Origin of the sequence: Actinoplanes sp. NPDC049681 (genome assembly GCF_044465265.1) — a bacterium.
Classification (GTDB): Bacteria; Actinomycetota; Actinomycetes; order Mycobacteriales; family Micromonosporaceae; genus Actinoplanes.
The window spans coordinates 59,694-82,712 of the sequence record NZ_JBITLP010000005.1; the positions used below are offsets into that span (position 1 = coordinate 59,694).

Below are 23,019 nucleotides of genomic sequence, written 5' to 3' on the forward strand. Positions count from 1 at the left end.
TGCGGCCCGTTCCTTCCTCCGACGAACGGGCGGGACGCGGATCGACACTATCCCCGGTTGAATTCCCGCGGCGTCAGACGGCGTACCAGCGCAGCAGGGCCGCGCCGACCGACATGCCGCCGCCGAAGCCGGCCAGCAGGACCAGGTCCCCCGCCTTGAGGGCGCCGGAGCGGGCGGCGGTGTCGAGCGCGACCGCCGCGGAGCCGCTTCCGGTGTTGCCGTAACGGTCCAGGACCAGATGGGTACGGGCGGACGCCAGCCCCGCCGCGTCCACGAGCTCCTGGAGCATGACGCCGTTGGCCTGGTGCGGCACGAAGTGGTCGACCTGCCCGGCGGTGACCCCGGCGCGCTTGAGCAGCGTCTCGAGCACGGGCGGCACTCCGGCCATGACGAACTCGCGGACGCCGCGGCCGTTCATCCGGAAGTAATGGTCGCCGTCGGCGACCGTCTCCGCGGAGGCGGGCAGGCGGCTGCCGCCGGCCTTGATGTGGATCAGCTCGTGGGCGTCGCCGCGGGTGACCAGCTCGGCGTCGACCAGCCCGTACGGCGCGGGCACGGCACCCACGACGGCGGCACCGGCCCCGTCGCCGAACAGGATCGCGGTACGCCGGTCGTCGAAGTCCAGGATGCGCGAGTAGATGTCGGCGCCGACGACCAGCACCACGGCGCCGGGCCGGGTGGCGATCAGGCTGTCGGCCAGCACGAGGCCGAAAACGAAGCCGGCGCAGACGACGTTGATGTCGAAGGCGGCGGCCCGGTGGGCGCCGATGGCGTGCTGCACCAGCGACGCGGTCGGGGGCTGCGGCGAGTCGCCGGTCGACGTCGCGACGATGAGGTAGTCGACCCGGTCGGCCGCGATCCCGGCGTTCTCCAGCGCTGCGGCCGCGGCCCTCGTGGCCAGGTCGGAGGTGGCCTCCTCGGGCGAGGCGAAGCGGCGGGCCTCGATCAGGGTCTTCTGGGAGATCCACTCGGGGGTGGTGTCGGTGACCCGCTCCACCAGTGCCTCGTTCGTGACCTCGTGCTCGGGCACGTACGAGCCCGTGCCGAGGATCCCGACGCGCGGTGTCGACTGCATGTCCGGACAGATCGGCTCCGGAGCGCCCCGCTTGAGGACTCGGGAGGGTGGATCACGCCAAAGACGTCCGTATATGTTCCTCAGCGTCACACGTTTGTTACCAAAAGGCCTTCCGCTGCCGAAAAATATTCACGAAGCTCTATCTCAGTCCGGCCTCACCCCGGCCGGCACGAGAGGAGAAACGGTGCGCACCAGAGCCATCGTCACCGCGGCCGCCCTTGCATCGGCCGCACTCGCCGCTCCCGCCGCGGCTCACGCCGCCGAGCCGCAGCCCGTCACGCCCGCCCTGGCCGCCTCCCGCGCCACGTCCGCGATCGGCAGCCACGCCTCGGCGTTCGCCGCCGGCGCCTCGGACACGTTCGCCCAGCGCGGCGTGCTCGTCGAGAAGAGCGGCGTGAGCCACGTCCACCTCAACCGCGCGTACCGCGGGCTGGAGGTCATCGGCGGCGACGTCATCGCCCACCTCGGCCGCGACGGCGATCTGAGCGCCGTGACGAAGACCCAGCTGGCCCCGCTGACCCTGTCGGCGGTGCCCACCCTCAGCGCCGCGAAGGCGGTCCGCGCGGCGGCGAAGGCGCTCGGCGGCACCGCTGCCACGGGCGCACCCGCGACCCTGGCCGTCGACGCCCTGCCCGCGACGCCGGTGCTGGTGTGGCGCACGGTGATCACGGTGAAGGACCCGGCCGGCGGCGACGGCGTCACCCACGTCCTCGTGAACGCGCACACCGGCAAGATCGTCGACAAGTGGTCCGACGTCGAGACCGTCGAGGGCTCCGGCACCGGCTACAACGTCGGCACCGTGCCGCTGGACACCACCAAGTCCGGCTCGACGTACCAGCTCAAGGACCCGGTCCGCGGCGGCACCTACACCAACGACATGAACAACCGGCGCTTCGGCCAGGGCACCCTGTTCACCGACGCCGACAACGTCTGGGGCACCGGCTCGCTGAGCAACGACCAGACCGTGGCCGTCGACGCCCAGTACAGCGTGGCCGAGACCTGGGACTTCTACCTCGAGAAGTTCGGCCGCTCGGGCATCGCCGGCGACGGCAAGGGCAGCTACAACAAGGTTCACTACGGCACCAAGTACAACAACGCCGGCTGGTCCGACAGCTGCTTCTGCATGGTCTACGGCGACGGTGACGGCACGAACTACGGCCCCTTCACCTCGCTGGACGTCGGCGGCCACGAGATGACCCACGGCGTCACCTCGCGCACGGCGGGCCTCGTCTACAGCGGCGAGTCCGGCGGCATCAACGAGTCCATCAGCGACATCTTCGGCACCCTCGTGGAGTTCCACTCCAACAACACGAAGGACGTCGGCGACTACCTGATCGGCGAGAACATCGCGCTCGACCACACGCCGCTGCGCTACATGGACGACCCGTCCAAGGACGGCAACTCGGCGAAGTGCTGGAGCAGCACGGTGGGCAACCTCAACGTGCACTACTCCTCCGGCGTCGGCAACCACGCCTTCTTCCTGCTGGCCGTCGGCAGCGGCGCGCACACCGTCAACGGCGTCGCGTACAACAGCCCGACCTGCAACAACAGCACCGTGACCGGGATCGGCAACGACAAGGCGGGTGCGATCTTCTACAAGGCACTGACCACGTACCTGAGCTCGGGTTCCAAGTACGCCGACGCGCGTACGGCCACCCTGAACGCCGCCCGCGACCTGTACGGCGCGAACAGCGCCGAGTACAACGCCACGGCGGCCGCCTGGTCGGCGGTCAACGTCGCCTGATCCGCAGCACCGTCAGCGGGGCCGCGCACCACGGTGTGCGGCCCCGCGCCGCGCGGAGATAATCATGGACGTGACCAACTGGGAGTACGCACGCCTCGAGTACCGCGCCGCGGGCACCTTCGGCGCCGATCGCTTCATGGACTGGACGGCCACCTTCCACCACCCGGGCGGGGTGCTGCGCTGGGGCACCGACGAGCGCTTCGACGACCTGCGCCACCTCAACCGGGCCGGCGCGGCGGGGTGGCAGGCCTACGACCGGGCCGCCATCCACGTCATCAACGAACCGCACCGGCTGCACGGCGTCACGTACTCGATGCGCCGTCCCATCCCGTAGGGCCTGTCGCTACACGTAGTCCTCGAGCAGGGCCGGGGTGAGCCCGGCCTTCTTGATGGCCCGCAGCGCGCCGAGGAAGTCCTTCACGAACGCCTTCCGGAAGTGCATCAGGATGATGTCGCCGGCTCGCACCCGCTTGCCCTCCTGGAAACGGACCTTGCCCTTGTCGACGGTCTCCTTCCACATGAAGCCCGCCTTCATCCCGCAGTCGTGGGCCGCCTGGAGCGTGGTGGCGTCCTTGTTGCCGAAGGGCGGCCGGAACAGCACCGGGCGGCGCTGGTACCAGCCGGCCAGCCGGTCCGCCGAGCCGCAGATCTCCCGCTTCTGGAACGTGTACGGCCGGCCCCGGAGGCTGGCGTGGGTGATCGTGTGCGCCTCGACCACCGCCCCCGCCTTGATCATCGGCTTGAAGTAGCCCGGGTCGTCGGCGATGGCGTCCGTGGTCAGGAACAACGTCACCGGCACCCGCGCCGCCGCGATCAGCTTCGGCGCCTCGGGATGCTTGAGGTAGCCGTCGTCGATGGTCAGGAACGCCACCTTCTGCGTGGTCGGGATCCGCAGCAGGTACGGCACACTGCCGCCGGACGGCAACGCGATCTTCTCCGGCGCCGGAGCCGGCCCGAACACCGGGATGTCCGAGTCCCGCCACCCCGCGTGCTGCCGGTCGGGCCGCTTACCGACCGGCACGCCGGCGGAGGGGCCGGCAGCCGAGGCGGCCGGATGCGCCCCGGGGGCCGGCTCCCGATCCGCTCCGTGACCGGCGGAACACCCTGCCAGCACGAGCGCCATCGTCACCACCGGAACCGCACGCAAGATCGACATGGTGCGACATCGTGGTCCGCACCGTGTCAGACCGCGGTGAAGTGTCCCTCGGCGCTCAGCGCGCCACGTACAGTGATCAACCACTGTGGTCCGGCTAGGCTGCCCTCGTGACTGGTCGAGACTCCGGCGTACGGATCGGGTTCATGGCGGACCGCGACCGGGCCCCCGAGGAGCTGCCCGGCTTCGCCCGGGACCTGGAGGCGGCCGGCGCCGACGACCTCTGGGTCGTCGAGGACCTGGGCTGGGCCGGCTCCATCAGTGCGGCCGCGCTGGCCCTGGCCGCGACCAACCGACTGCGGGTGGGCATCGGCATCGCGCCGGTGCCGCTGCGCAACCCGGCACTGCTCGCGATGGAACTGGCGACGCTGGCCCGGGTGCACCCGGACCGCCTGGTCGCGGGCCTCGGCCACGGAGTGCCGGAATGGATGCGCAAGGTGGGCGCAGAAACCTCCGGAAAGCTCGCGCTCCTGGAGGAGACGATCCGGACGGTACGCGGCCTGCTCGCCGGCGAGACCGTCACCGAGCACGGCCGGGAGGTGACCGTCGACGGGCTCGCCCTGGTGCACCCACCGGCCCAGCCGCCACCGCTGGTCACCGGGGTGGTGAGGCCCCGCTCGCTGGAGCTGTCCGGACGGGTCGCCGACGGCACGATCCTGGCCGAGGGGACCGGGCCGGCGCAGATCGCCGACGCCCTCGGCTTCATCGGCCGGGGCCGCGCGGCGGGCGACCGCCCCGGGCACGAACTGATCGTGTTCGCGTTCCTGCACGTCAGCGAGGACCCGGCGGCAGCGGCAGCGGCCACCGCCGACATGGTTTCCGCTCAGGCGGCGTGGATGGGGGTCCCGCCCGAGGAGCTGTTCACCCTGATCGGCCCGGCCTCCGGCATCGCCGCACGGGTCGCGGCCCTGGGCGAGGCAGGGGCCGGCACCGTCGTGCTGCGCCCGCTCGGCGCGGATCCGCTGGGCCAGGCCACGGCGGCCCTGCGGGCCCTCGGTCGCTGACCCGCACGACCCGCTGGTCTACGCCGCTTCCGTCGCGAGCCTCGGCCTGCTGCTGGTCGACCTCACCGGCCGCCTGATCGACAACGGCTCCCAGAAGGGGCGCATAGCGGACGGTTCCTGATCAGTCTCGCCGTCCACATGCGGGGTACGCGGCCCGGGCGGGCCGCGTACCCTCGTGGACGGTCAGCTGCTGAACACCTGGAACTCCGCCGCGACCGCCGATGTCGCGGCCGGCGAGCTGGTGGCGCAGTCGGTGCTGGAGCGCGGGTCGTTCTCCTGCTCACCCGCGTAGAGCGGGTTGCCCGTGCACTGGTTGCTGAGGATCCGCAGCCGGACGTGCGTGGCCAGGGTCGGGCGTACGGTGAAGGACTTCAGCACCAGGTTGGGCACCTTGGGGCGGAACGGGCCGGTGTCGAAGGCGTTCGCCGGGCTGGTGTAGGCCACCCGGTAGCCGGTGTCGCTCGCGCAGTCGGCGCCCGCCGCAGCGTTGCAGGTGAGGATCTCGAACTGGCGCACCGTGCTGTACATCGTCGACGTCGACGCGCCCGCGCCCGGGAAGGCGCTGAGCTGGACCCGGGAGACGAGCTTGGCGGTGTCGGCCGGGAGGTCGACGGTGACCTGGCGGCCGGCGGCGCCGCCGGTTGCCGTCCAGGCGGTGCCCTCGGCGTCGTCGGTGAGGCGGCCGGGGTCGGTGCCGTCGCCGGTGATGGTGGCACCCGCCGCGGCGGAGGCCAGGTTCGTCGGCATGACCACGCCGATCTGGCCGGTGACGCCCGGATACACGGTCTGGGTGAACCGCTTGTGGCCGAAGCCCGCACCGATCGCCAGGAACCGGTACGTGCCCGGGGCCAGCGTCACCGTCTCGGGCAGCGCGGTGGCCGGGTCGGTGTCGGCGATCGGTGCCGCGCCGTAGTCGTAGTCGCCGACGTAGAGGCGGACGGGCTTGCCGGCGGCCTCGCCGAGGGCCTTGAACGTCACCTCGGCGTTCTGGGCGTACGGGGACGCGAAGCTGGCCACCGGGTCGGCGTCCGACGGGCCGCTGGACGCGCCGGCGCCCATGCCGCGGGCGGCGAAGGCGTTCCACAGCAGGTCGGCGTTCGCGCCGTCGAAGCGCAGCGCGTCCGCCGTGATCATGTTGTCGCGCATGTCGAGCATGCTGATCGAGCCGGTGGCCGCGAGCAGGAACGAGTCGAAGACCAGCTGCGCCCAGCGCCGGTTGCCCGGGCATTCGGTCGCCGGGGTGGTGCCGGCCGCGCAGCTCTCCTGCTGGGCACGGGTGCCGGAGCCGTAGCGGGCGATGAAGGCCCGGCGGACGTCGAAGTTGGTCGCGCTCCAGATCTCGCCGTCGGAGTGCACCGCCGAGCCGCGGTCGTAGCCGTAGTCGGAGTAGTTGAGCGGGCTGTTGCTCATGTCGTAGTTGCGGATGCCCGTCGCCAGGTCGCCGGTCACGTAGCCCCCGGTGACGTACGGCGTGTTGCCCCGCGGGGTGTAGCCGCTCTCGAACAGGTACTCCATGGCGATGAGGTCGGACCAGCTCTCCCCCATCGCGCCGCCCTGGGTGGAGCTGATGCCGCTGTCCGGGCCGGCGATCATGCGGTTGCTGATGGCGTGGCTGTACTCGTGGCCGATGACGGTCATGTCGAAGTCACCGTCGACGCACGGCGGGTACGCGGCGCCGGCGAACGGCTGCCACATGTACATGTTGGTGACCGGCTGCATGCCGTCCGGTGGGGTGTTCTGGTTGGCGTTGTTGCGGATCGTCGCCGTGGCCGCACCCTGCTGGGCGTTGCCGCGCTCGGCGTCGCCGCCCTTGCCGTACGGCAGCGTGTTGACCTTCTGCAGGTTCCAGGTCGCCTCGGTGAACCCCAGCTTGTACGACCAGTCGTGCATCCGGTTGTGCATGGCGAACAGGTTGGCGGTGGCCGCGTCGACGTCCGCCTGCTCGGGCGACGTGAGCGACTCGGGGTTGCACTTGCCGGCGTTCCACTGGTTGGTGAACGGGTAGACGTACTCCCGGTCGGGCTTCGTGGTGGCCGGCACCGCCGGGGTGCCGTTGCCCCACAGCCGTACGGACTCCGCCGAGTTGCCGGTCGTCGTGAACGTCGGTGTGCCCGTCGTGGCGTCGACGTCCCACGGCTTGCCGGTCGCCGGGTCGAGCACCTGCCGGGAGCAGCCGGTGGCGGTCGTGGCGCACCACGTCTGCCGGGTGTCGGCGCCGTTGGGCGGCGGGGTCGCGGGGAAGACCTTCCAGTGCGGATCGTCCTCGGCGAAGTTCACGAGGTTCTCCCGGAGCAGCACCTTGCCGTCGATCGCGTCGACGTACGTGGTGTAGCCGAGCGGGTGGTCGGCGTCCTTCGACAGGACCACGACCTGGTACGCCGCGCGTGGCTCGGCACCGGGCATGGGCACCGCGACGAGCCGCACGCGCGAATCGGCGAGCTCGCCGCGGGAGATGCCGGCGTCGGTGAGGGCAGCCTCGAGCGCGTCGGCGGCCTGGAGGCGGGCGGCCGCGGGCTTCGCCGTGCGGGGGCTCAGCGTCGAGGTGACGCGCAGGACGTCACCGCCCTTGACCGCGACCGCCACCAGACCGTCGTGGGCGGCGGGCAGGCCGCCGTACCGCTGGCGCATCAGCACGACCGTGCCCGCGCCGACCTTGGTCTGCGCGACCGTCTCCAGGTCGTCGACCGCCGCGGAGCGCAGCGCGAAGAGACGGACGCTGCTCTTCAGGTAGGCCCGGGCGACGGCCTGGGCGTCACCCTTGAGCCCGGATGCGAGGGGGCCCCGCACGGGTGTGACGGAGGCGGGCGTGCCGAGCTTGTTCCAGCGGGTGACGAGGTGGTCGTCGCGGACCAGTGAGCGCTGCGCGGAGGACGGTGCGGCCCGGCCCCCGCGGTTGTCGACGAACGCGTAGTCGTCGGCGGGGCGCTCGCCGGTGAGCGGCGTGGCCGCGGCGGGTGCGGGGCCGGCGGGCGACGCGCTCGCACCGATCGGCGCGCTCGCGATGAGGGTGGTAGCGGCAAGGATTCCGGCCACGGCGGACCGTCTGCGTAAGCGCACGCAAGCCTCCTGAGATCGTCCTGGAGGGTCTCCCCAGACGACCGAGACAATACGTGACCATAGACGGCCATAGATGAACTTTGGATATCAACAATGACGAAGATCGATGGAGCTCGACGCGCGGGGCGGCCGGCGCTAAGTTGGCGGCAGGGAGGTCGCCGATGACTCCGCTGCAGGAACTGGCCGCCACGCTGCGGGCCGCGCTGGGTGCCGACCGGATCGTCGACGACCGCCAGGAGCTGCGGACGTACGAGTGCGACGGCCTGGCGCACTACAAGGTGACGCCGGGGCTGGTGGTGCTGCCCCGCGACGCGCAGGAGTGCGCGCTCACGGTGCGGGCGTGCACCGCGCTCGGCGTGCCCTTCGTCGCCCGCGGGTCGGGCACCGGGCTGTCCGGAGGGGCGCTGCCCCACGCCGAGGGCGTGCTGGTGGTGACCTCGCGGATGCGCGAGATCGTCGAGGTCGCGCCCGCCGATGAGCGGGCGGTCGTGGAGCCCGGCGTGATCAACCTGCACGTCACGAAGGCCGCCACGCCGCACGGCTACTACTACGCCCCCGATCCGTCCAGCCAGCAGATCTGCTCGATCGGCGGCAACGTCGCGGAGAACTCCGGCGGCGCGCACTGCCTCAAGTACGGCTTCACCACCAACCACGTGCTCGGGGCGCAGATCGTCACGCCGGACGGCGACCTCGTCGAGCTGGGCGGGGCCGCCCCCGACACCCCGGGCTACGACCTGCTCGGCGCCTTCGTCGGGTCCGAGGGCACGCTGGGCATCGCCACGCGGGTCACCGTACGCCTGACCCGGCTGCCCGAGTCCGTGCGTACGCTGCTCGCCGCCTTCGCGACCACCGACCAGGCCGGCGCCGCCACCTCGGCCATCATCGCCGCCGGGGTGGTCCCCGCGGCGATCGAGATGATGGACGCGCTCGCGATCGAGGCGGCGGAGGCGGCCGTGGCGTGCGGCTACCCTTCCGGTGCGGGCGCGGTGCTGATCGTCGAGCTGGACGGGCCCGCCGCCGAGGTCGCGGCGCAGTTCGCGCAGGTCACCGCGCTGTGTGAGGCGAACGGCGCCTTCGAGCTGCGGATCGCCGCGGACGACGCCGAGCGGGCACTGTTCTGGAAGGGCCGCAAGTCGGCGTTCGCGGCGGTCGGCCGGATCAGCCCCGACTACATCGTGCAGGACGGCGTGATCCCGCGGACCGCGCTGCCCGAGGTGCTGCACCGCATCGGCGAGGTGGCTGCGGCGCACGGCGTCCGGGTGGCCAACGTCTTCCACGCCGGCGACGGCAACCTGCATCCGCTGGTGCTCTTCGACGCCGCGGTCGAGGGCGAGGCGGAACGCGCGGAGACGGTGTCCGGGGCGATCATCGACCTCTGCATCGAGTACGGCGGCTCGATCACCGGCGAGCACGGCGTCGGCACCGACAAGGCGAAGTACATGCCGCGCATGTTCACCGGCGACGACCTGGAGACCATGCACCTGCTGCGGTGCGCGTTCGACCCGGCCGGGCTCGCGAACCCGGGCAAGGTCTTCCCCACGCCCCGGCTGTGCGGCGAGGTCCCGCGGCGGCACTCCGCCTCCGACGCGCCGGCCGCGGCGGAGATCTTCTGATGGGGTGGCGCCCGGCGGGCAGCGATGACCAGGTCGGCGGCGTCCCGGCGCGGTTCGTCGCCGCGCCCGCGGACACCGGGCAGGCCGCGGAGATCCTGCGCGCCGCCGAGGCCGACGGCCTGGCCGTGGCGGTCCGGGGTGGCGGCACCAAACTCGACTGGGGCCTGCCGCCGCGCCGGCTCGACCTCATCGTCGACACGCACCGGCTCACCGGCGTCGTCGAGCACGCGGCGGGCGATCTCATCACCGTGGTCCGGGCCGGGACGGTGCTGTCCGAGCTGGACTTCGGCGCCCAGCAGCTGGCCCTCGACTCGCCGCTGCCGGGCGCCACCGTGGGCGGCGTGCTCGCGACGAACACCAGCGGGCCGCGCCGGCAGCTCTACGGCACCGCCCGCGACCTGGTCATCGGCATGACGGTGGTCCGGCCCGACGGCACGGTCACCCGCTCCGGCGGCAAGGTCGTCAAGAACGTCGCCGGGTACGACCTGGGCAAGCTCTTCACCGGTTCGTACGGCACCCTCGGGCTGATCACCGAGTGCGCGTTCCGCCTGCACCCGGTGCCCCCGGCGCGGGCCGTGGTGCTGCGCGAGGCGGACGTGCCGGAGGTGGGCCCGCTGCTCGCCGCCGTCCGGGGCGAGCAGGTCGTGCCCACCGCCGTGGAGATCGACCACGACGGGTCCGGCCCGGTGACGATCGCGGTGCTCGTGGAGGGCACCGCCGAGGGTGTCCGCGACCGGGCGGCCCGGCTCGAGAAGGTGCTGGGCGGCACGGTGGCCGACCTCCCCTCCTGGTGGGGGGCCCATCCGTGGCCCGCGGGCGGGGTGGGCGTGAAGCTCACCGCGCCGCTGTCCCGGGTGCCGGAGCTGCTGGGGATCGCACCGGGCACCACGGTCCGCGGGTCGGCCGGCAGCGGCGTCCTCTACGCCGGCGTCACCGGCGACGTCCCGCGCAGCATCGAGCTGCTGCGGGCAGCGGCGGTCCGCGCGGGCGGGCACGCCGTCGTGCTGACCGCGCCGCGGGAGGTCCGGGAGGCCGTCGACGTGTGGGGACCGGTGCCGGGCCTGGCCCTCATGCGCCGGGTCAAGGACCGGTTCGACCCGGGGCACCGCTTCGCGCCCGGCCGCTTCGTGGGAGGCATCTGATGGTCGACGCCACCTGGGGTACGCACGAAACCCCGCGCGACGTCCTCGGCCCGGTGGCCGGCACCCCGGCGTTCGACGGCCACCGGCCGCCCGCCCTGGAGCTGATCTCCGACTGCGTGCACTGCGGGTTCTGCCTCACCACGTGCCCGACGTACGTGCTCTGGGGCGAGGAGATGGACTCGCCCCGGGGCCGGATCTACCTCATGAAGGCCGGGCTGGACGGCGAGCCGATGAGCGACTCGATGGTCAAGCACTACGACCGCTGCCTCGGGTGCATGGCCTGCGTGACGGCCTGCCCGTCCGGCGTGCGCTACGACCGGCTCATCGAGGACACCCGGGCGCAGGTCGAGCGGCGTCACGACCGGCCGCCCCGGCAGCGGGCCCTGCGCGCGGCGATCTTCGCGTTGTTCCCGTACCCGCGGCGGTTGCGGCTGCTGCGCGGGCCGCTGCGGGCGTACCAGGCGAGCGGTCTGCAGGGTCTCGTGGCCCGCAGCGGGCTGATGACCCGGCTCGGCCCGACGCTGGCCACGCTGGAGTCGCTGACCCCGCGGCTGCGAAAGGTCCCGCGGCCGCCTCGGCTCGTGCCCGCGGTGGGAGCCCGGCGGGCGGTGGTCGGCGTGCTGACCGGCTGTGTGCAGAGCGCGTTCTTCCCCGACGTCAACTCGGCGACGATCCGGGTGCTCGCCGCCGAGGGCTGCGACGTGGTGATCCCGCCGTCCCAAGGCTGCTGCGGCGCGCTGAGCGTCCACAACGGCCGGGAGGCGGAGGCACAGCGCTTCGCCCGGCGGCTGATCGACACGTTCGACCGCGCGGGCGTGGACCATGTCGTGGTCAATGCGGCCGGCTGCGGCTCGTCGATGAAGGAGTACGCGGAACTGCTGCGCGACGATCCCGCGTACGCCGCCCGCGCGGACGCCTTCGCCGCCAAGGTCCGCGACCTGTCGGAGATCCTGGTGGAGCTGGGCCCCGTGGCGAAGCGGCACCCGCTGCCGATCACGGTCGCGTACCACGACGCCTGCCATCTCGGGCACGCCCAGGGCGTCCGCGCCCAGCCCCGCGCCCTGCTCGCGGGCATACCCGGACTGACGGTGAAGGAGATCGCCGACCCCGAGATCTGCTGCGGTTCGGCCGGCGTGTGGAACGTCCTGAACCCGGAGCCGGCGGCCCAGCTCGGCGAGCGCAAGGCCCGCACGGTGCTGGCCACCGGCGCCGAGCTGCTGGTCACCGCCAACCCCGGCTGCCTCATGCAGGTGGCCGCCGCGGTCCAGCGCCTCGGCGGCGAGATAGCGCTGGCGCACACCGCCGCGGTGCTGGACGCGTCCGTACGCGGGCTGGGCGCCGAAGGGCTGCTTCAGAAGACCGTCACTTGACCGCCAGCTCCCCCAGCTCGGACCAGTCGTCCTGGTCGACCGCCTGGCTGATGATCTTCGGCGTGGACCGCAGGTGCGGCGGCAGATCCTGCTGAGCCTGCTTGAAGTGAGCCGAGCCGACGTGTGCGGCGCCCGCGTCACCGTCGCGGAAGGCCTCGACGAGGACGTACTCGTGCGGGTCGTCGAGGCTGCGCGACCAGTCGAACCACAGGCAGCCCGGTTCGGCGCGGGTGGCCCGGGTGAAGGGGCCCGCGATCTCCGGCCACCGGTCCGCGGACTCCGGCTTGATGTGGAACTTGGCGGTAATGAAGATCATCTTTTTGTCCTCTCGTGCCATCCGTTGCCATGCTTCTTCCCGGCGGGCGCGGCGGCCGATGCCGGGCCGATGAGCAGCCCCCCGAACACCGGCCTGCTGCAGTCCGTCACCCGGGCGCCGCGGGTGCTCGACCACGTCGCCGCGGCGCCCGGCCCGCTGCCCGCCCGCGAGATCTCCCGTGCCCTCGGCCTCACCCTCCCGACCACCTACCACCGGCTCACCACCCTGGTCACCGGTGGCTACCCGGTCCATCTTGCCGACGAGAAGGCGTACGCGCTGGGTCACCGGGTGGACGGTCTCGCCCGGGGGCTGCACCGGCAGATCGCCGTGCCGCCCGAGATCCGGCGGGTCGCCGCGGTGACCCATCGCCAGGCCCACGCCGCGGCGTACTACGCGATGCTGCGGGACACCGAGATGATCGTCGCGCACGTCGCCGAGTGCCCGGAGCATCCGCGGATCCGGCGGCTGGGCGTCGGCTTCCACCATGCTCCGCACGCCACCGCCTTCGGCAAGCTCATGCTCGCCATCGCTGGAGCCGGCCGCCGCCGACGACGTGCTCGACGCGACCGGTACACCGCCGTTCACCGCCGCGACCGTCACCGACCGGCGGGTGCTGCGCCGCCAGCTCGAGCAGATCCGCGCCACCGGGCTTGCCGTGGAGGTCGCCGAGGTCCAGGCCGATCTGTCCTGCATGGCCGCGCCGGTCACCGACGCGGCCGGGCGGTTCGTGGGCGCGGTCGCCATCTCCATGCCGACCACCGAGCTGCGTGCTCACCGCTGGACCGGCCCGCGTTCTCGTGCCCGATGGTGTACGGCAGCGCGCCCCCGACTTCTCCGCCCACTGCCCCTCGACGATGTGCAGGTCGGTACGGCACAGCCCGGCGGCGCCGACCTCGACGAGCACGTCGCGCGGCCTGCCGATCGCGGGTTCCGGCACCTCGTCGATCGATCGGCGCTTGCCGTAGGCGTGCACACGGACGGCTTTCATCGGCCTCGACTCCTCGGTCCGGCTCTTCCCGCACTGTGGACCGCGGCGGGGCGCCGTCCCAAGGTGCGGTTCAGATGCTGCCAACGCGCTGTTGACAGCACCGGCCGGGGCGCGGACGCTACGGGGCAACCCCGCCGGGATCCCGCCATGAACCTCGCCAGAGCCGCGCAGATCACGCTGATCATGCTGTCGCCCACGCTTGCCATGGGCGCGGCGATCTATGCCTCGCGCCTCGCCCGGGCGCTGTGGCAGCGGGCCCGGCGGCCCGGCGACCCGCTGCGCGCCCGCTCCGCGCCGATCGAGCAGCTCGCCACGGACCTGCGGCGGCTGCTGCGCCAGCACGACGAGCTGCGCACCCGCACCGAGCCCGGCCTGCGCCAGGTGCGGCTGCGTGCCCTCGAGGCGGCGATCACGGACCTGGCCGTGCAGGCGGCGCGGGCGCTGGGCGTACCGGCCACCGCGCCGCCCGCGCACGCGGGACTGCGCCCCGCCGAGCTGAGCCGGCTGCTGCACGACCTGACCGAAGCGGGTCTGGCGCTGCCGGCCGTCGGCCTGCTGGCGGACGGTGGCGGCACGTAGGCTCACACCCTGTCAGCAAGGGAACGCCCGGCGGCAACGGGCCGAGGCAGGGAGACGGCCACGCCCAGGGAGACCGGTCGCAAGGTCATCGCGTCGAACCGCAAGGCGCGCCACGACTACGCGATCCTCAAGACGTACGAGGCCGGCATCGTGCTCGCGGGCACCGAGGTGAAGTCGCTGCGCGCCGGCTACGCGTCGATCGTCGACGCCTTCGCCCAGGAGCACGAGGGCGAGATCATGCTCTACAACCTGCACATCGCCGAGTACGGCTTCGGCTCGTGGACCAATCACGCACCGCGGCGGACCCGTAAGCTGCTGCTGCACCGGGTGGAGATCGCCCGCATCCTCGACAAGCTGCGCGAACCGGGCATCGCTCTGGTGCCGCTCTCGCTGTACTTCAACGACGGCTGGGCCAAGGTCGAGCTCGCCCTCGCCCGGGGCAAGCGCGAGTACGACAAGCGCCAGGCGATCGCCCGGCGCGACGCCGACCGCGAGATCGCCCGCGCCCTCGGGCGGCATCTGAAAGGGCGAACCCACCCGGCGTCCTAAATGGGTTTTGCAACGCAAAACCGGCGCGTCGGACGCGCCCCGAAGGGAATTTTTCGTCTCCGCCGATTCCCGCCTCGCGGATCACTGCGTTATCTGACAGTCTCGATGAGTAGCTGTGATCTGCGCCATATCTAGCGACTGTTTCCGGACGGAGGATCGCTGATGATTCAACGGCGGACGGGGGCGGCTCGGCGGCCCTCACGATGGGCGGTGGTGGTCGGTGCAGCGGCGCTGTTAGCCCCGCTCGCGGCCTGTTCCAGCGGCCCCAAGGGCACAGTGGTGAACCTCTACGGCGGCGCCAGCGGAACCGGGTTCGACAAAATTCTCCAGGACTGCAATCAGCGGGCGGCGGGCCGCTACACCATTGTCGGCAACCTGCTGCCCAGTGACGCCGACGGCCAGCGCGACCAGTTCGTCCGGCGGCTCGCCGCCCACGACGCCGGCATGGACCTGCTCGGCATGGACGTCACGTGGACGGCCGAGTTCGCCGAGGCGAAATGGATCAGGGAACTGACCGGCGACCAGAAGGCGCAGGCCATCAAGGACACGCTGCAGCCGCCGATCGACACGGCCACCTGGAAGGACAAGCTGTACGGCGTCCCGCGCACGACCAACGTCCAGCTGCTGTGGTACCGCAAGTCGCTCGTACCCACCCCGCCCAAGACGTTCGACGAGATGATCACGATGGCCCAGCAGCTCAAGGCCGCGGGCAAGCCGTACGAGATCGGCCTCACCGCGGCCCAGTACGAGGGTTACGTGGTCAACGTCAACAACCTGATCACCGCCGAGGGCGGCACCCTGGTCAACGAGGACAGCTCGGCGCCGACGATCGACGACAAGACCGTGCAGGCGCTGACGCTGCTCAAGCGGCTCGCCACCTCCGGCGTCACGAGCGCGTCGCTGTCGAACGCCCAGGAACCCGAGGTGTTCGCGGACCTGCAGGCCGGCCGGTCGGCGTTCTCGCTCAACTGGCCGTACGTGCTCAGCGCCATGCGCGACGCGAACCCGAAGCTGGTCGACGACCTCGGCTACGCGCCGTACCCGTCGGTCGACGGCAGCGCGCCGAAGGTGACGCTCGGCGGCATGAACTACGCCATCAGCAGTTTCAGCAAGCACCCGGCCGAGGCGTTCGAGGCGGCGATGTGCCTGCGCGACGAGAAGAACGCCCTGAGTGCCGCGCTCGACGCCGGTGACGTCCCGGCCCTGGCCACGGTCTTCGAGCTGCCGGAATTCCAGAAGGCGTACCCGATGGCCGACGTCATGAAGGCCGAGCTGCAGACCGCCGTCCCGCGGCCGGTCTCGCCGGTCTACCAGAACATCTCGACCATCGTGTCCACCACGTTGTCACCCCCGCAGAAGATCGACCCCCAGGCGGCGGCCAAAGAACTGCGGGACTCCATCAAGGATGCGATCGAGGGCAAGGGGATCGTTCCATGACCGCCACACCTACCGCGGCGGCCGCGCAAGCGGCCGAGGACCGCATGGACGACGGCACCACCGCAATCGCGCGCCAGCGCTACACCGATGCCAAGAAGGCCGAACGCAAGCTGGGCCTGATGCTCGTGGCCCCGGCCGTCGTGATCATGATCGCGGTGGCCGCCTATCCGATCCTCTACGCCTTCTGGCTGTCGCTGAACAAGGCCGACCTGCGGCAGCCGGATGCGAACGAGTTCATCTGGTTCGGCAACTACGTCACCGTGCTGTCCAGCCCGATCTGGTGGACCGCGTTCGGCGTCACGATGCTGATCACCGTGGTCGGCGCGAGCCTCGAACTCGTGCTGGGGATGCTGCTCGCCATCGTCATGCACCGCACGCTCGTGGGGCGAGGGCTGGTGCGCACGTCGGCGCTGGTGCCGTACGCGATCGTGACCGTGGTGGCGGCGTTCTCCTGGCGCTTCGCGTGGACCCAGGGACTGGGCTGGCTGGCGCCCGGTGACTCGGCACCGCTCACCCAGTTCTGGCCGTCGCTGTGGATCATCATCCTGGCCGAGGTGTGGAAGACCGTTCCGTTCATGGCCCTGCTGCTGATGGCGGGCCTGGCGCTGGTGCCCGAGGATCTGCTCAAGGCCGCGTCGATGGACGGCGCGAACGCGTGGAAGCGGTTCTGGATGGTGACCGTACCGTTGATCAAGCCCGCCATCCTGGTCGCGCTGCTCTTCCGCACGCTGGACGCGTTCCGGGTGTTCGACAACATCTTCGTGCTGACCAGCGGGTCCAACAAGACCAGCTCGGTGTCGATGGTGGCCTACAGCAACCTGATCCGCGGGCTGAACCTCGGCATCGGCTCGGCGATGTCCGTCCTGATCTTCATCACCACCGGGATCATCGCGTTCCTGTTCATCAAGTTCTTCGGTACGGCGGCGCCCGGGTCGGACCCGGAAGGGAGGCGGTAGTCATGCAGCCGGAGACCACGAACCGCAAGCTGATGTGGTGGGGCGTCAACATCCTCGTCCTGCTGTACGCGTTCATCCCGGTGGTCTGGATCGTCTCCCTGTCGCTGAAGGACGAGGCGACGCTGAACGACGGGAACTACTTCCCCACGTCGCCGACCGACGACAGCTACTCGGCGATCTTCTCGAACTCCGACTTCCTCCGGGCCCTCATGAACTCGATCGGCATCTGCATCATCGCCACGCTGATCGCCATCGTGTTCGGCACCATGGCCGCGTACGCCATCGCGCGCCTGGACTTCCCCGGCAAGAAGGCGATCGTGGCCACGGCGCTGCTCGTCTCGATGTTCCCCCAGATCGCCCTCGTGACCCCGCTGTTCAAGATCGAGACGGCGATCGGGCTGTTCGACACCTGGGGCGGCCTGATCATCCCGTACATCGCCTTCGCCCTGCCGCTGGCGATCTACACGCTCTCCGCGTTCTTCCGGGAGATCCCGTGGGACCTCGAGAAGGCGGCGAAGATGGACGGCGCCACGCCGTACCAGGCCTTCCGGCGGGTCATCACCCCGCTGGCGATGCCGGGCGTGTTCACGACGGCCATCCTCGTCTTCATCTCCTGCTGGAACGACTTCCTGTTCGCCCTCTCGCTGACCTCGACCTCGCGCGCACGGACCGTGCCGGCCGCGATGAGCTACTTCACCGGCGCCACCACGTTCGAGAAGCCCACCGGGCCGATCGCGGCCGCCGCCGTGGTCATCACCATCCCGATCGTGATCTTCGTGCTGGTCTTCCAGCGGCGGATCGTCGCCGGCCTGACCTCGGGCGCCGTCAAGGGCTGACCGGCCGCCGCAGCACCCACCCACCAGACCCGACACAGCAGAGGAGCTGAAGTGGCCGAGATCGTTCTGGACCACGTCGTGAAGCGCTACCCCGACGGCGCCCTCGCCGTGGACGACTTCAACCTCGACATCGCCGACGGCGAGTTCATCATCCTGGTCGGCCCGTCCGGGTGCGGCAAGTCGACGACCCTCAACATGGTGGCCGGCCTGGAGGACATCACCGCGGGCAAGCTCATCATCGACGGCCAGGTCGTCAACGACAAGGCGCCCAAGGACCGGGACATCGCCATGGTGTTCCAGTCGTACGCGCTCTATCCGCACATGACCGTCGGCGAGAACATGGGCTTCCCCTTGCGCCTGGCCGGCATGGACAAGGCCACCATCCGCACGAAGGTGGCCGAGGCGGCCGAGATGCTCGAGCTGTCCCAGCACCTGGACCGCAAGCCGTCGAACCTCTCCGGCGGCCAGCGCCAGCGGGTCGCCATGGGCCGGGCCATCGTCCGCCAGCCGAAGGCCTTCCTCATGGACGAGCCGCTGTCGAACCTGGACGCCAAGCTGCGGGTGCAGATGCGCACCCAGATCTCCCGGATCCAGAAGACGCTGGGCACCACGACCCTCTACGTCACCCACGACCAGACCGAGGCGATGACCCTCGGCGACCGGGTCGTGGTCATGCGCGGCGGCGTCGTGCAACAGGTCGGCACCCCCGCCTACCTGTACGCCCGCCCCGCCAACCTCTTCGTGGCGGGATTCATCGGCAGCCCGTCGATGAACTTCCTCCCCGGCCAGCTCAAGGGCCAGGGCACCGTCGTGACGGCGCTGGGCGAGGCGCAGCTGCCCGACCGGGTACGCCAGGCCCTCGACGGCGCGGCCATGAAGAGCCGCGACGTCATCGTCGGCATCCGCCCCGAGCACTTCGAGGACGCCTCGCTCGTCGGCGACAAGCCCGGCGCGACGTTCGACGCACCGATCGACATCGTGGAGGCGATGGGGTCGGACGTGTACGCGTACTTCACGATGAAGGGCGAGGAAGCCCGCTCGGCCGACCTCGACGACCTGGCCAAGGACACCGGCAACGACCTGCACAGCGACGGCGTGCTCATCACGGCCCGGCTGGACGCCGCGGCCGACGTCCGGCGCGGACGCAGCGCTCGGCTCTGGTACGACACAACGCGGCTGCAGGTCTTCGACCCCGCGACGGGCAAGAACCTCGTCCCGGCCACCGACTGAGAGCCGCTACTCGATCAGCGGAAGCTCCGCCGCCTCGCCCGTCACGGGCGGGCGAGCGGAGTGCTCGGGCGCGGGCAGATCGCTGCGGGAATACCGCCCCTGGTGGCGGTCCACCCGCAGGGCGACCACGTGGATCGGCGGCGGCGCCTCGGTGATCCGGCCCGGCCCCCACCGCACCCACAGCGGGATCCGGCCCTCCTCGGCCTCGGCCAGCAGCTTCTCGACCGTACGCCGCCGATCGGTGTGATCGACCTCCACCACGATCGGCGGCGCGGCGGGCCGGGCCAGCGCCACGTCCAGCACCGAATGCTGCCGGTCCATCGGCGGCGGCAGCCGCACGACACTGGGCGCCCGCCGGTAGACCCGCCACCCCTGACCCGCACCCCACGCCGCGACGGTGTCGATGATCAGCGCCGTCACCTGCTCCTGGGTGAGGTCCCGGAAGCTCAGCGCGGCGAGCCGCTCCCCCAGATCCTCCACCCCGCCAGCTTAGGCCGTGGGCAGAAGGTGACGACCCGGCCGATCCGCACGGGGGTTCCCGTACGTACCGGTTCGTGGCACCGACATGGAGGGAACACCATGCAGGGAACCCACGACCCGGAGTCCACCGGCCCGGAGGCCCGCACGTCACCGGCCGACTGGCCCGCGCCCGACACCCCGCTGCCCGAGGAGGAGCCGACCGTCGAGCTCCCGGCCGTGGCCGCGGACCGCCCGGCGGGCTGGAACGGACCGACCCTCGCCCGCGCCGCCCTGTCCCTCGTCATCACCCGGCGCGAGCCGGACCCGGACCCGGCCGTCCCCTCCCCGCCGCCCGAACCAGCCACGCCTTCCCCTTCGCCGGCCGCTCGTCCCGCGGCCGCCCTTCCCGCGGAACCGCTTGCCCCGGCGTCGCTTCCTGCGGACGCTCCTGCTTCCGCGTCCCCTCCTCCGGTTGCCGAACCCGGGCGGCGGTGGCTCGTGGGCGCCGGCATCGCCGCGGCCGCGCTCGTTCTCGCCGGGGTCGCGGTGGTCGTGGTCGGCCGGGACCGCCACGACGACGGCCGGCAGTGGGCGCCCCCGGCGGCGGCCGCCGAAGAGGACGGTGACCGCGCCCCGTCCGCACCGCCGCCGGCCACGGGACACACCGCCACCGGGCCGCGCGGCGGGCGTACCGCGGCAGCCCTCGACCTCATCGACGGCGCCCGGACGGTGACCTTGCGCACCGCCGACCTCGGCGACGACCTGTACCGGATCAGCACCCCCGCCGGTGAGCAGTCCGCGCCCCGCGCCGACCTGCGCGACGGGCGGGTACGGGTACGCCTGGACGGCAAGCCCGACGCCGTGGACGTGGCGCTCAACACCCGGGTGCGATGGGATCTGCGGATGGCCGGGGGCGCCCAGCTGAGCACGATCGACCTGTCCGGCGCCCGGGTCGGCGGGGTGGAGCTCAGCGGCGGCGCCAGCCGGATCAACCTCACGCTGCCCGAGCCCGACGGGACCCTGAGCGTACGCATGTCCGGCGGCGTCAGCCTCTTCGACGTGCGGACCGCCGGCTCCGCGCCGGTGCGGGTCCGGCTCGGCAGCGGCGCTTCGCAGGTCGTGCTGGACGGGCGTACGCATCGGGGCGTCGCGGCCGGCCGTACCTTCACTCCGCCGTCCTGGGCCGGCACCACCGACCGGGTCGACGTCGACGCCGTTGCCGGACTCTCCGCACTGACCGTCGCGCCTACCGGCGGGTAATGACAGGATGCGGGCATGACGACGCTCGATCCCGCGATTGCCCGCGAAGCCTGGCGGCTGGCCGAACCGCTGCACGCGATGGTCTACTTCGTGCCCGAGTCCAAGGAACGCTTCGAGGCGCTGGGAATCTCCGACCGGGCCGGTTACTTCGCCGCCCGCGGCGGCGTCTTCGGCCCGGTCGGCCCCGGCCCGGTCGTGGCGACCTTCTACAACTTCCGGCCGGACCTGGTGGCCCGCTTCCTGCCGGCGGTCTGGGAGACCGTCAGCCCGGCCGCCGTCATCGAGGCCCGGCTCGCGGCCGCGGACGCCGCCCTCGAACGTGGCCTGGGCGACACGCTGCGCGGCGACGAGGTGGCCGAAGCGGCGGCCCTGGCCCGGCGCGCCGCCGAGTCCGCGACCGCCCACATGGCGGGCCGCCCGCTGTACGCCGCCCACGCCGAGCTCGAATGGCCGAAGGAACCGCACCTGGTGCTGTGGCACGCCCAGACCCTCCTGCGCGAGTTCCGCGGTGACGGCCACGTGGCGGCGCTGCTGCTCGCGGGGCTCACCGGCCTGCAGGCGATGATCCTGCACACCGCCTCCGGCCAGGCCAGCGGCGGTTTCCTGCGCGCCAGCCGGGGCTGGACCAAGCAGGAGTGGGCGGCGGAGACGGAGACGTTGCGGTCGCGCGGCCTGATGACGGGAGACGAGCTGAGCCCGGAAGGCGCAGCGCTGCGGGCCCGCATCGAGGAGGAGACCGACCGGCTGGCGGCGCCGGCCTACGAGGTGCTCGGCACGGAGGGTTGCGCACGGCTGGCAGACCTCGTCCGGCCCCTGAGCCGCACCCTGGTCAAGGCCGGATTCCTGGCGGGCGTCGCCCCGGCCCGCCCGAAATGAGCACGGGGCTTACGGCTGTCACGGCATCGACGGCGGTTCGCCTGCAGCCCGGCGCGGGGTCTCCCCTATGATGCGCGCTACATCTGCACCTGAAGCCGTCCGGAGGCATGTCGTGGCATCGTTCCTCTCCCTCGTTGCCGGGCTGGTGGTCGGCGTGCTCGCCGGCTGGCTGCTGCGGGGACGCCAACTCGCCGCCCAGCACACCGGGGCGAGCACGACCACGCCCGCCGTACCCGAATCCGCCGCTGCCGAGCAGCGCACGGAGGAGACCGCCGATTCCGGCCCGGCGCCGGGCGAGGAGCCCGAGCCGGTGAGCGTGGCCGCGGAGCCGGAGCCGATCGCGGTGGAGGAGCCGCGGGAGGCCCCGGTCCCGGTGACGGCCGCCCGCCCGGAGCCGACGCCCGTCGCGGTCGCCGCCGAGCCGGTCGCCCTCACGACGGAGCCGGTCGCGCCGGAGCCGATCGCGCCGGCACCGTCCGCGCCGTCGCCCGTGGCGGAACCCGCGGCGAGCGGCCGGACGCCGGACGCCGAGCCGCTCCGGGCGGCCGAGCCGCTCCCGGTGGCCGAGCCGGGCCCGGCGGCCGAGCCGGAGCCGGTCGCGGCGGTCGAGCCCGAGCCGGTCGCGGCGGTCGAGCCCGAGCCGGTCGCGGCGGTCGAGCCCGAACCGGTCGCGGCGGTCGAGCCCGAACCGGTCGCGGTGGTCGAGCCCGAGCCGGTCGAACCTCAGCCCGTGGCCGCCGCCGAGCCCGTCGAGCCCGTCGCAGACGCCGAGTCCGTCGTACCCGCCGAGCCCGTCGCAGACGCCGAGCCCGTCGCAGACGCCGAGCCCGTCGCGGACACCGAGCCCGTCGCAGACACCGAGCCCGTCACGGCTCCTGAGCCGATCGCAGCTGCGGAACCGATCGCAGCTCCGGAGCCGATGGCGGCCCCCGAGCCAACACCGGCCGCCGTCGCGATCGCCGAGCGGGAGACGGTCGCGGTTCCCGAGACCACGATTCCCGCGCAGGCGGCAGCACCGGACGACGCGCCGGTCCGGGAGCCGGACGACCTCACGAAGATCGCCGGCATCGGGCCGAAGATGGCGATGGCGCTGGCCGCCGGCGGCATCACCACCTACGAGCAGCTGGCCGCCGCCGACGAGGCGGCCCTGCGCGCGGCGATCACCGGGGCCGGCATGCGCATCGCGCCCAGCTTCCGCACCTGGCCGGAGCGTGCCCGCGCCCTCGCCGGCTGATCCGGCTCCGTGCCGGTTCCCTCATGCCCGTCCGGTCACCCGGGCGGGCATGATGCTGGTCAGGCCCGGGAAGTGACCCCGCGCACAGGGTTCGCCACTGTGACCTAGTTGCCACAACTATGCAACAGCAACACCTCCCCA

The 23,019-nt window shown here is 72.2% G+C and carries 20 protein-coding genes and 2 pseudogenes; 17 read left to right on the forward strand and 5 right to left on the reverse strand.

What is annotated here, in order from left to right:
- Positions 1–73 precede the first annotated feature (73 nt).
- Positions 74–1,075, reverse strand: coding sequence for a 3-oxoacyl-ACP synthase III family protein (locus ACIBO8_RS18595; protein ID WP_396116471.1), 1,002 nt, complete (start codon positions 1,073–1,075; stop codon positions 74–76).
- A gap of 184 nt (positions 1,076–1,259) precedes the next feature.
- On the opposite strand from ACIBO8_RS18595, the gene ACIBO8_RS18600 reads away from it, so the two are divergent.
- Together ACIBO8_RS18600 and ACIBO8_RS18605 are read left to right on the forward strand one after the other, a co-directional pair.
- Positions 1,260–2,819, forward strand: a complete 1,560-nt coding sequence (locus tag ACIBO8_RS18600; protein ID WP_396116472.1) for a M4 family metallopeptidase — start codon at positions 1,260–1,262, stop codon at positions 2,817–2,819.
- Positions 2,820–2,883: 64 nt separating this feature from the next.
- Positions 2,884–3,153 (forward strand): hypothetical protein, encoded by a 270-nt coding sequence (locus ACIBO8_RS18605; protein WP_396116473.1) that lies wholly within the window; start codon positions 2,884–2,886, stop codon positions 3,151–3,153.
- Positions 3,154–3,162: 9 nt separating this feature from the next.
- On the opposite strand, the gene ACIBO8_RS18610 is transcribed toward ACIBO8_RS18605, so the two are convergent.
- Positions 3,163–3,975, reverse strand: a complete 813-nt coding sequence (locus ACIBO8_RS18610; protein ID WP_396116474.1) for a polysaccharide deacetylase family protein — start codon at positions 3,973–3,975, stop codon at positions 3,163–3,165.
- A 107-nt stretch (positions 3,976–4,082) separates the two neighbouring features.
- Between ACIBO8_RS18610 and ACIBO8_RS18615 the strand changes: the two genes are divergently transcribed.
- Complete coding sequence (locus tag ACIBO8_RS18615; protein ID WP_396116475.1) at positions 4,083–4,976, forward strand: LLM class flavin-dependent oxidoreductase; 894 nt, start codon at positions 4,083–4,085, stop codon at positions 4,974–4,976.
- A 183-nt stretch (positions 4,977–5,159) separates the two neighbouring features.
- Here the strand turns inward: ACIBO8_RS18615 and ACIBO8_RS18620 are convergent, their stop codons facing one another.
- Complete coding sequence (locus ACIBO8_RS18620; protein WP_396116476.1) at positions 5,160–8,033, reverse strand: M36 family metallopeptidase; 2,874 nt, start codon at positions 8,031–8,033, stop codon at positions 5,160–5,162.
- A gap of 161 nt (positions 8,034–8,194) precedes the next feature.
- Here ACIBO8_RS18620 and ACIBO8_RS18625 point away from each other — a divergent pair, with 161 nt between their 5' ends.
- Genes ACIBO8_RS18625 through ACIBO8_RS18635 form a run of 3 tightly spaced genes read left to right on the forward strand, consistent with a single transcriptional unit; the run spans position 8,195 to position 12,158 of the window.
- Complete coding sequence (locus tag ACIBO8_RS18625) at positions 8,195–9,646, forward strand: FAD-linked oxidase C-terminal domain-containing protein (protein ID WP_396116477.1); 1,452 nt, start codon at positions 8,195–8,197, stop codon at positions 9,644–9,646.
- Complete coding sequence (locus ACIBO8_RS18630; RefSeq protein ID WP_396116478.1) at positions 9,646–10,788, forward strand: FAD-binding oxidoreductase; 1,143 nt, start codon at positions 9,646–9,648, stop codon at positions 10,786–10,788. Before ACIBO8_RS18625 ends, ACIBO8_RS18630 begins: the two co-directional genes overlap by 1 nt.
- Positions 10,788–12,158 (forward strand): (Fe-S)-binding protein, encoded by a 1,371-nt coding sequence (locus ACIBO8_RS18635; protein WP_396116479.1) that lies wholly within the window; start codon positions 10,788–10,790, stop codon positions 12,156–12,158. Before ACIBO8_RS18630 ends, ACIBO8_RS18635 begins: the two co-directional genes overlap by 1 nt.
- On the opposite strand, the gene ACIBO8_RS18640 is transcribed toward ACIBO8_RS18635, so the two are convergent.
- A complete protein-coding gene (locus ACIBO8_RS18640; RefSeq protein WP_396117093.1) occupies positions 12,151–12,495 on the reverse strand; it encodes a putative quinol monooxygenase in 345 nt (114 codons plus the stop codon). The two genes, ACIBO8_RS18635 and ACIBO8_RS18640, sit on opposite strands and share 8 nt — an antisense overlap.
- Before the next feature lie 48 nt (positions 12,496–12,543).
- Between ACIBO8_RS18640 and ACIBO8_RS18645 the strand changes: the two are divergent.
- The 8 genes and pseudogenes from ACIBO8_RS18645 to ACIBO8_RS18680 form a co-directional block, all read left to right on the forward strand.
- Positions 12,544–12,657, forward strand: a pseudogene (locus ACIBO8_RS18645) (hypothetical protein); the annotation flags it as partial.
- A gap of 301 nt (positions 12,658–12,958) precedes the next feature.
- Positions 12,959–13,192 (forward strand): annotated as a pseudogene (locus ACIBO8_RS18650) (IclR family transcriptional regulator C-terminal domain-containing protein); the annotation flags it as partial.
- Positions 13,193–13,609: 417 nt separating this feature from the next.
- Entirely contained in the window at positions 13,610–14,041 is a 432-nt protein-coding gene (locus tag ACIBO8_RS18655) for a hypothetical protein (protein ID WP_396117094.1), read from the forward strand.
- Positions 14,042–14,050: 9 nt separating this feature from the next.
- Complete coding sequence (smpB, locus tag ACIBO8_RS18660) at positions 14,051–14,590, forward strand: SsrA-binding protein SmpB (protein ID WP_396117095.1); 540 nt, start codon at positions 14,051–14,053, stop codon at positions 14,588–14,590.
- Positions 14,591–14,803: 213 nt separating this feature from the next.
- On the forward strand, positions 14,804–16,027 hold the full coding sequence (locus tag ACIBO8_RS18665; RefSeq protein ID WP_396116480.1) for an ABC transporter substrate-binding protein: 1,224 nt from the start codon (positions 14,804–14,806) through the stop codon (positions 16,025–16,027).
- Between the two features lie 44 nt (positions 16,028–16,071).
- Complete coding sequence (locus tag ACIBO8_RS18670; protein ID WP_396117096.1) at positions 16,072–16,983, forward strand: carbohydrate ABC transporter permease; 912 nt, start codon at positions 16,072–16,074, stop codon at positions 16,981–16,983.
- Between the two features lie 2 nt (positions 16,984–16,985).
- Positions 16,986–17,819: a carbohydrate ABC transporter permease gene (locus ACIBO8_RS18675; protein ID WP_396116481.1), complete on the forward strand. Its 834-nt coding sequence runs from the start codon at positions 16,986–16,988 to the stop codon at positions 17,817–17,819.
- A gap of 51 nt (positions 17,820–17,870) precedes the next feature.
- Positions 17,871–19,049, forward strand: a complete 1,179-nt coding sequence (locus ACIBO8_RS18680; RefSeq protein WP_396116482.1) for an ABC transporter ATP-binding protein — start codon at positions 17,871–17,873, stop codon at positions 19,047–19,049.
- A 6-nt stretch (positions 19,050–19,055) separates the two neighbouring features.
- Here ACIBO8_RS18680 and ACIBO8_RS18685 read toward each other — a convergent pair whose 3' ends face one another.
- Complete coding sequence (locus tag ACIBO8_RS18685) at positions 19,056–19,529, reverse strand: hypothetical protein (RefSeq protein WP_396116483.1); 474 nt, start codon at positions 19,527–19,529, stop codon at positions 19,056–19,058.
- Positions 19,530–19,628: 99 nt separating this feature from the next.
- Here ACIBO8_RS18685 and ACIBO8_RS18690 point away from each other — a divergent pair, with 99 nt between their 5' ends.
- The 3 genes from ACIBO8_RS18690 (at position 19,629) to ACIBO8_RS18700 (ending at position 22,878) form a co-directional block, all read left to right on the forward strand.
- Positions 19,629–20,768, forward strand: a complete 1,140-nt coding sequence (locus ACIBO8_RS18690; RefSeq protein ID WP_396116484.1) for a hypothetical protein — start codon at positions 19,629–19,631, stop codon at positions 20,766–20,768.
- Between the two features lie 15 nt (positions 20,769–20,783).
- Positions 20,784–21,644, forward strand: a complete 861-nt coding sequence (locus ACIBO8_RS18695; RefSeq protein ID WP_396116486.1) for a hypothetical protein — start codon at positions 20,784–20,786, stop codon at positions 21,642–21,644.
- A gap of 112 nt (positions 21,645–21,756) precedes the next feature.
- Complete coding sequence (locus tag ACIBO8_RS18700; RefSeq protein ID WP_396116487.1) at positions 21,757–22,878, forward strand: helix-hairpin-helix domain-containing protein; 1,122 nt, start codon at positions 21,757–21,759, stop codon at positions 22,876–22,878.
- The last annotated feature ends 141 nt before the right edge of the window (positions 22,879–23,019 follow it).

Excerpts from the sequence above, each read along its gene's own strand:
- ACIBO8_RS18670 (WP_396117096.1), top strand. The coding sequence starts at position 16,072 with ATGGACGACGGCACCACCGCAATCGCGCGCCAGCGCTACACCGATGCC.
- ACIBO8_RS18605 (WP_396116473.1), top strand. The coding sequence starts at position 2,884 with ATGGACGTGACCAACTGGGAGTACGCACGCCTCGAGTACCGCGCCGCG.
- ACIBO8_RS18655 (WP_396117094.1), top strand. The coding sequence starts at position 13,610 with ATGAACCTCGCCAGAGCCGCGCAGATCACGCTGATCATGCTGTCGCCC.
- ACIBO8_RS18640 (WP_396117093.1), bottom strand. The coding sequence starts at position 12,495 with ATGGCACGAGAGGACAAAAAGATGATCTTCATTACCGCCAAGTTCCAC.
- ACIBO8_RS18625 (WP_396116477.1), top strand. The coding sequence starts at position 8,195 with ATGACTCCGCTGCAGGAACTGGCCGCCACGCTGCGGGCCGCGCTGGGT.
- ACIBO8_RS18630 (WP_396116478.1), top strand. The coding sequence starts at position 9,646 with ATGGGGTGGCGCCCGGCGGGCAGCGATGACCAGGTCGGCGGCGTCCCG.
- ACIBO8_RS18635 (WP_396116479.1), top strand. The coding sequence starts at position 10,788 with ATGGTCGACGCCACCTGGGGTACGCACGAAACCCCGCGCGACGTCCTC.
- ACIBO8_RS18595 (WP_396116471.1), bottom strand. The coding sequence starts at position 1,075 with ATGCAGTCGACACCGCGCGTCGGGATCCTCGGCACGGGCTCGTACGTG.
- ACIBO8_RS18675 (WP_396116481.1), top strand. The coding sequence starts at position 16,986 with ATGCAGCCGGAGACCACGAACCGCAAGCTGATGTGGTGGGGCGTCAAC.
- ACIBO8_RS18610 (WP_396116474.1), bottom strand. The coding sequence starts at position 3,975 with ATGTCGATCTTGCGTGCGGTTCCGGTGGTGACGATGGCGCTCGTGCTG.
- ACIBO8_RS18695 (WP_396116486.1), top strand. The coding sequence starts at position 20,784 with ATGACGACGCTCGATCCCGCGATTGCCCGCGAAGCCTGGCGGCTGGCC.
- ACIBO8_RS18690 (WP_396116484.1), top strand. The coding sequence starts at position 19,629 with ATGCAGGGAACCCACGACCCGGAGTCCACCGGCCCGGAGGCCCGCACG.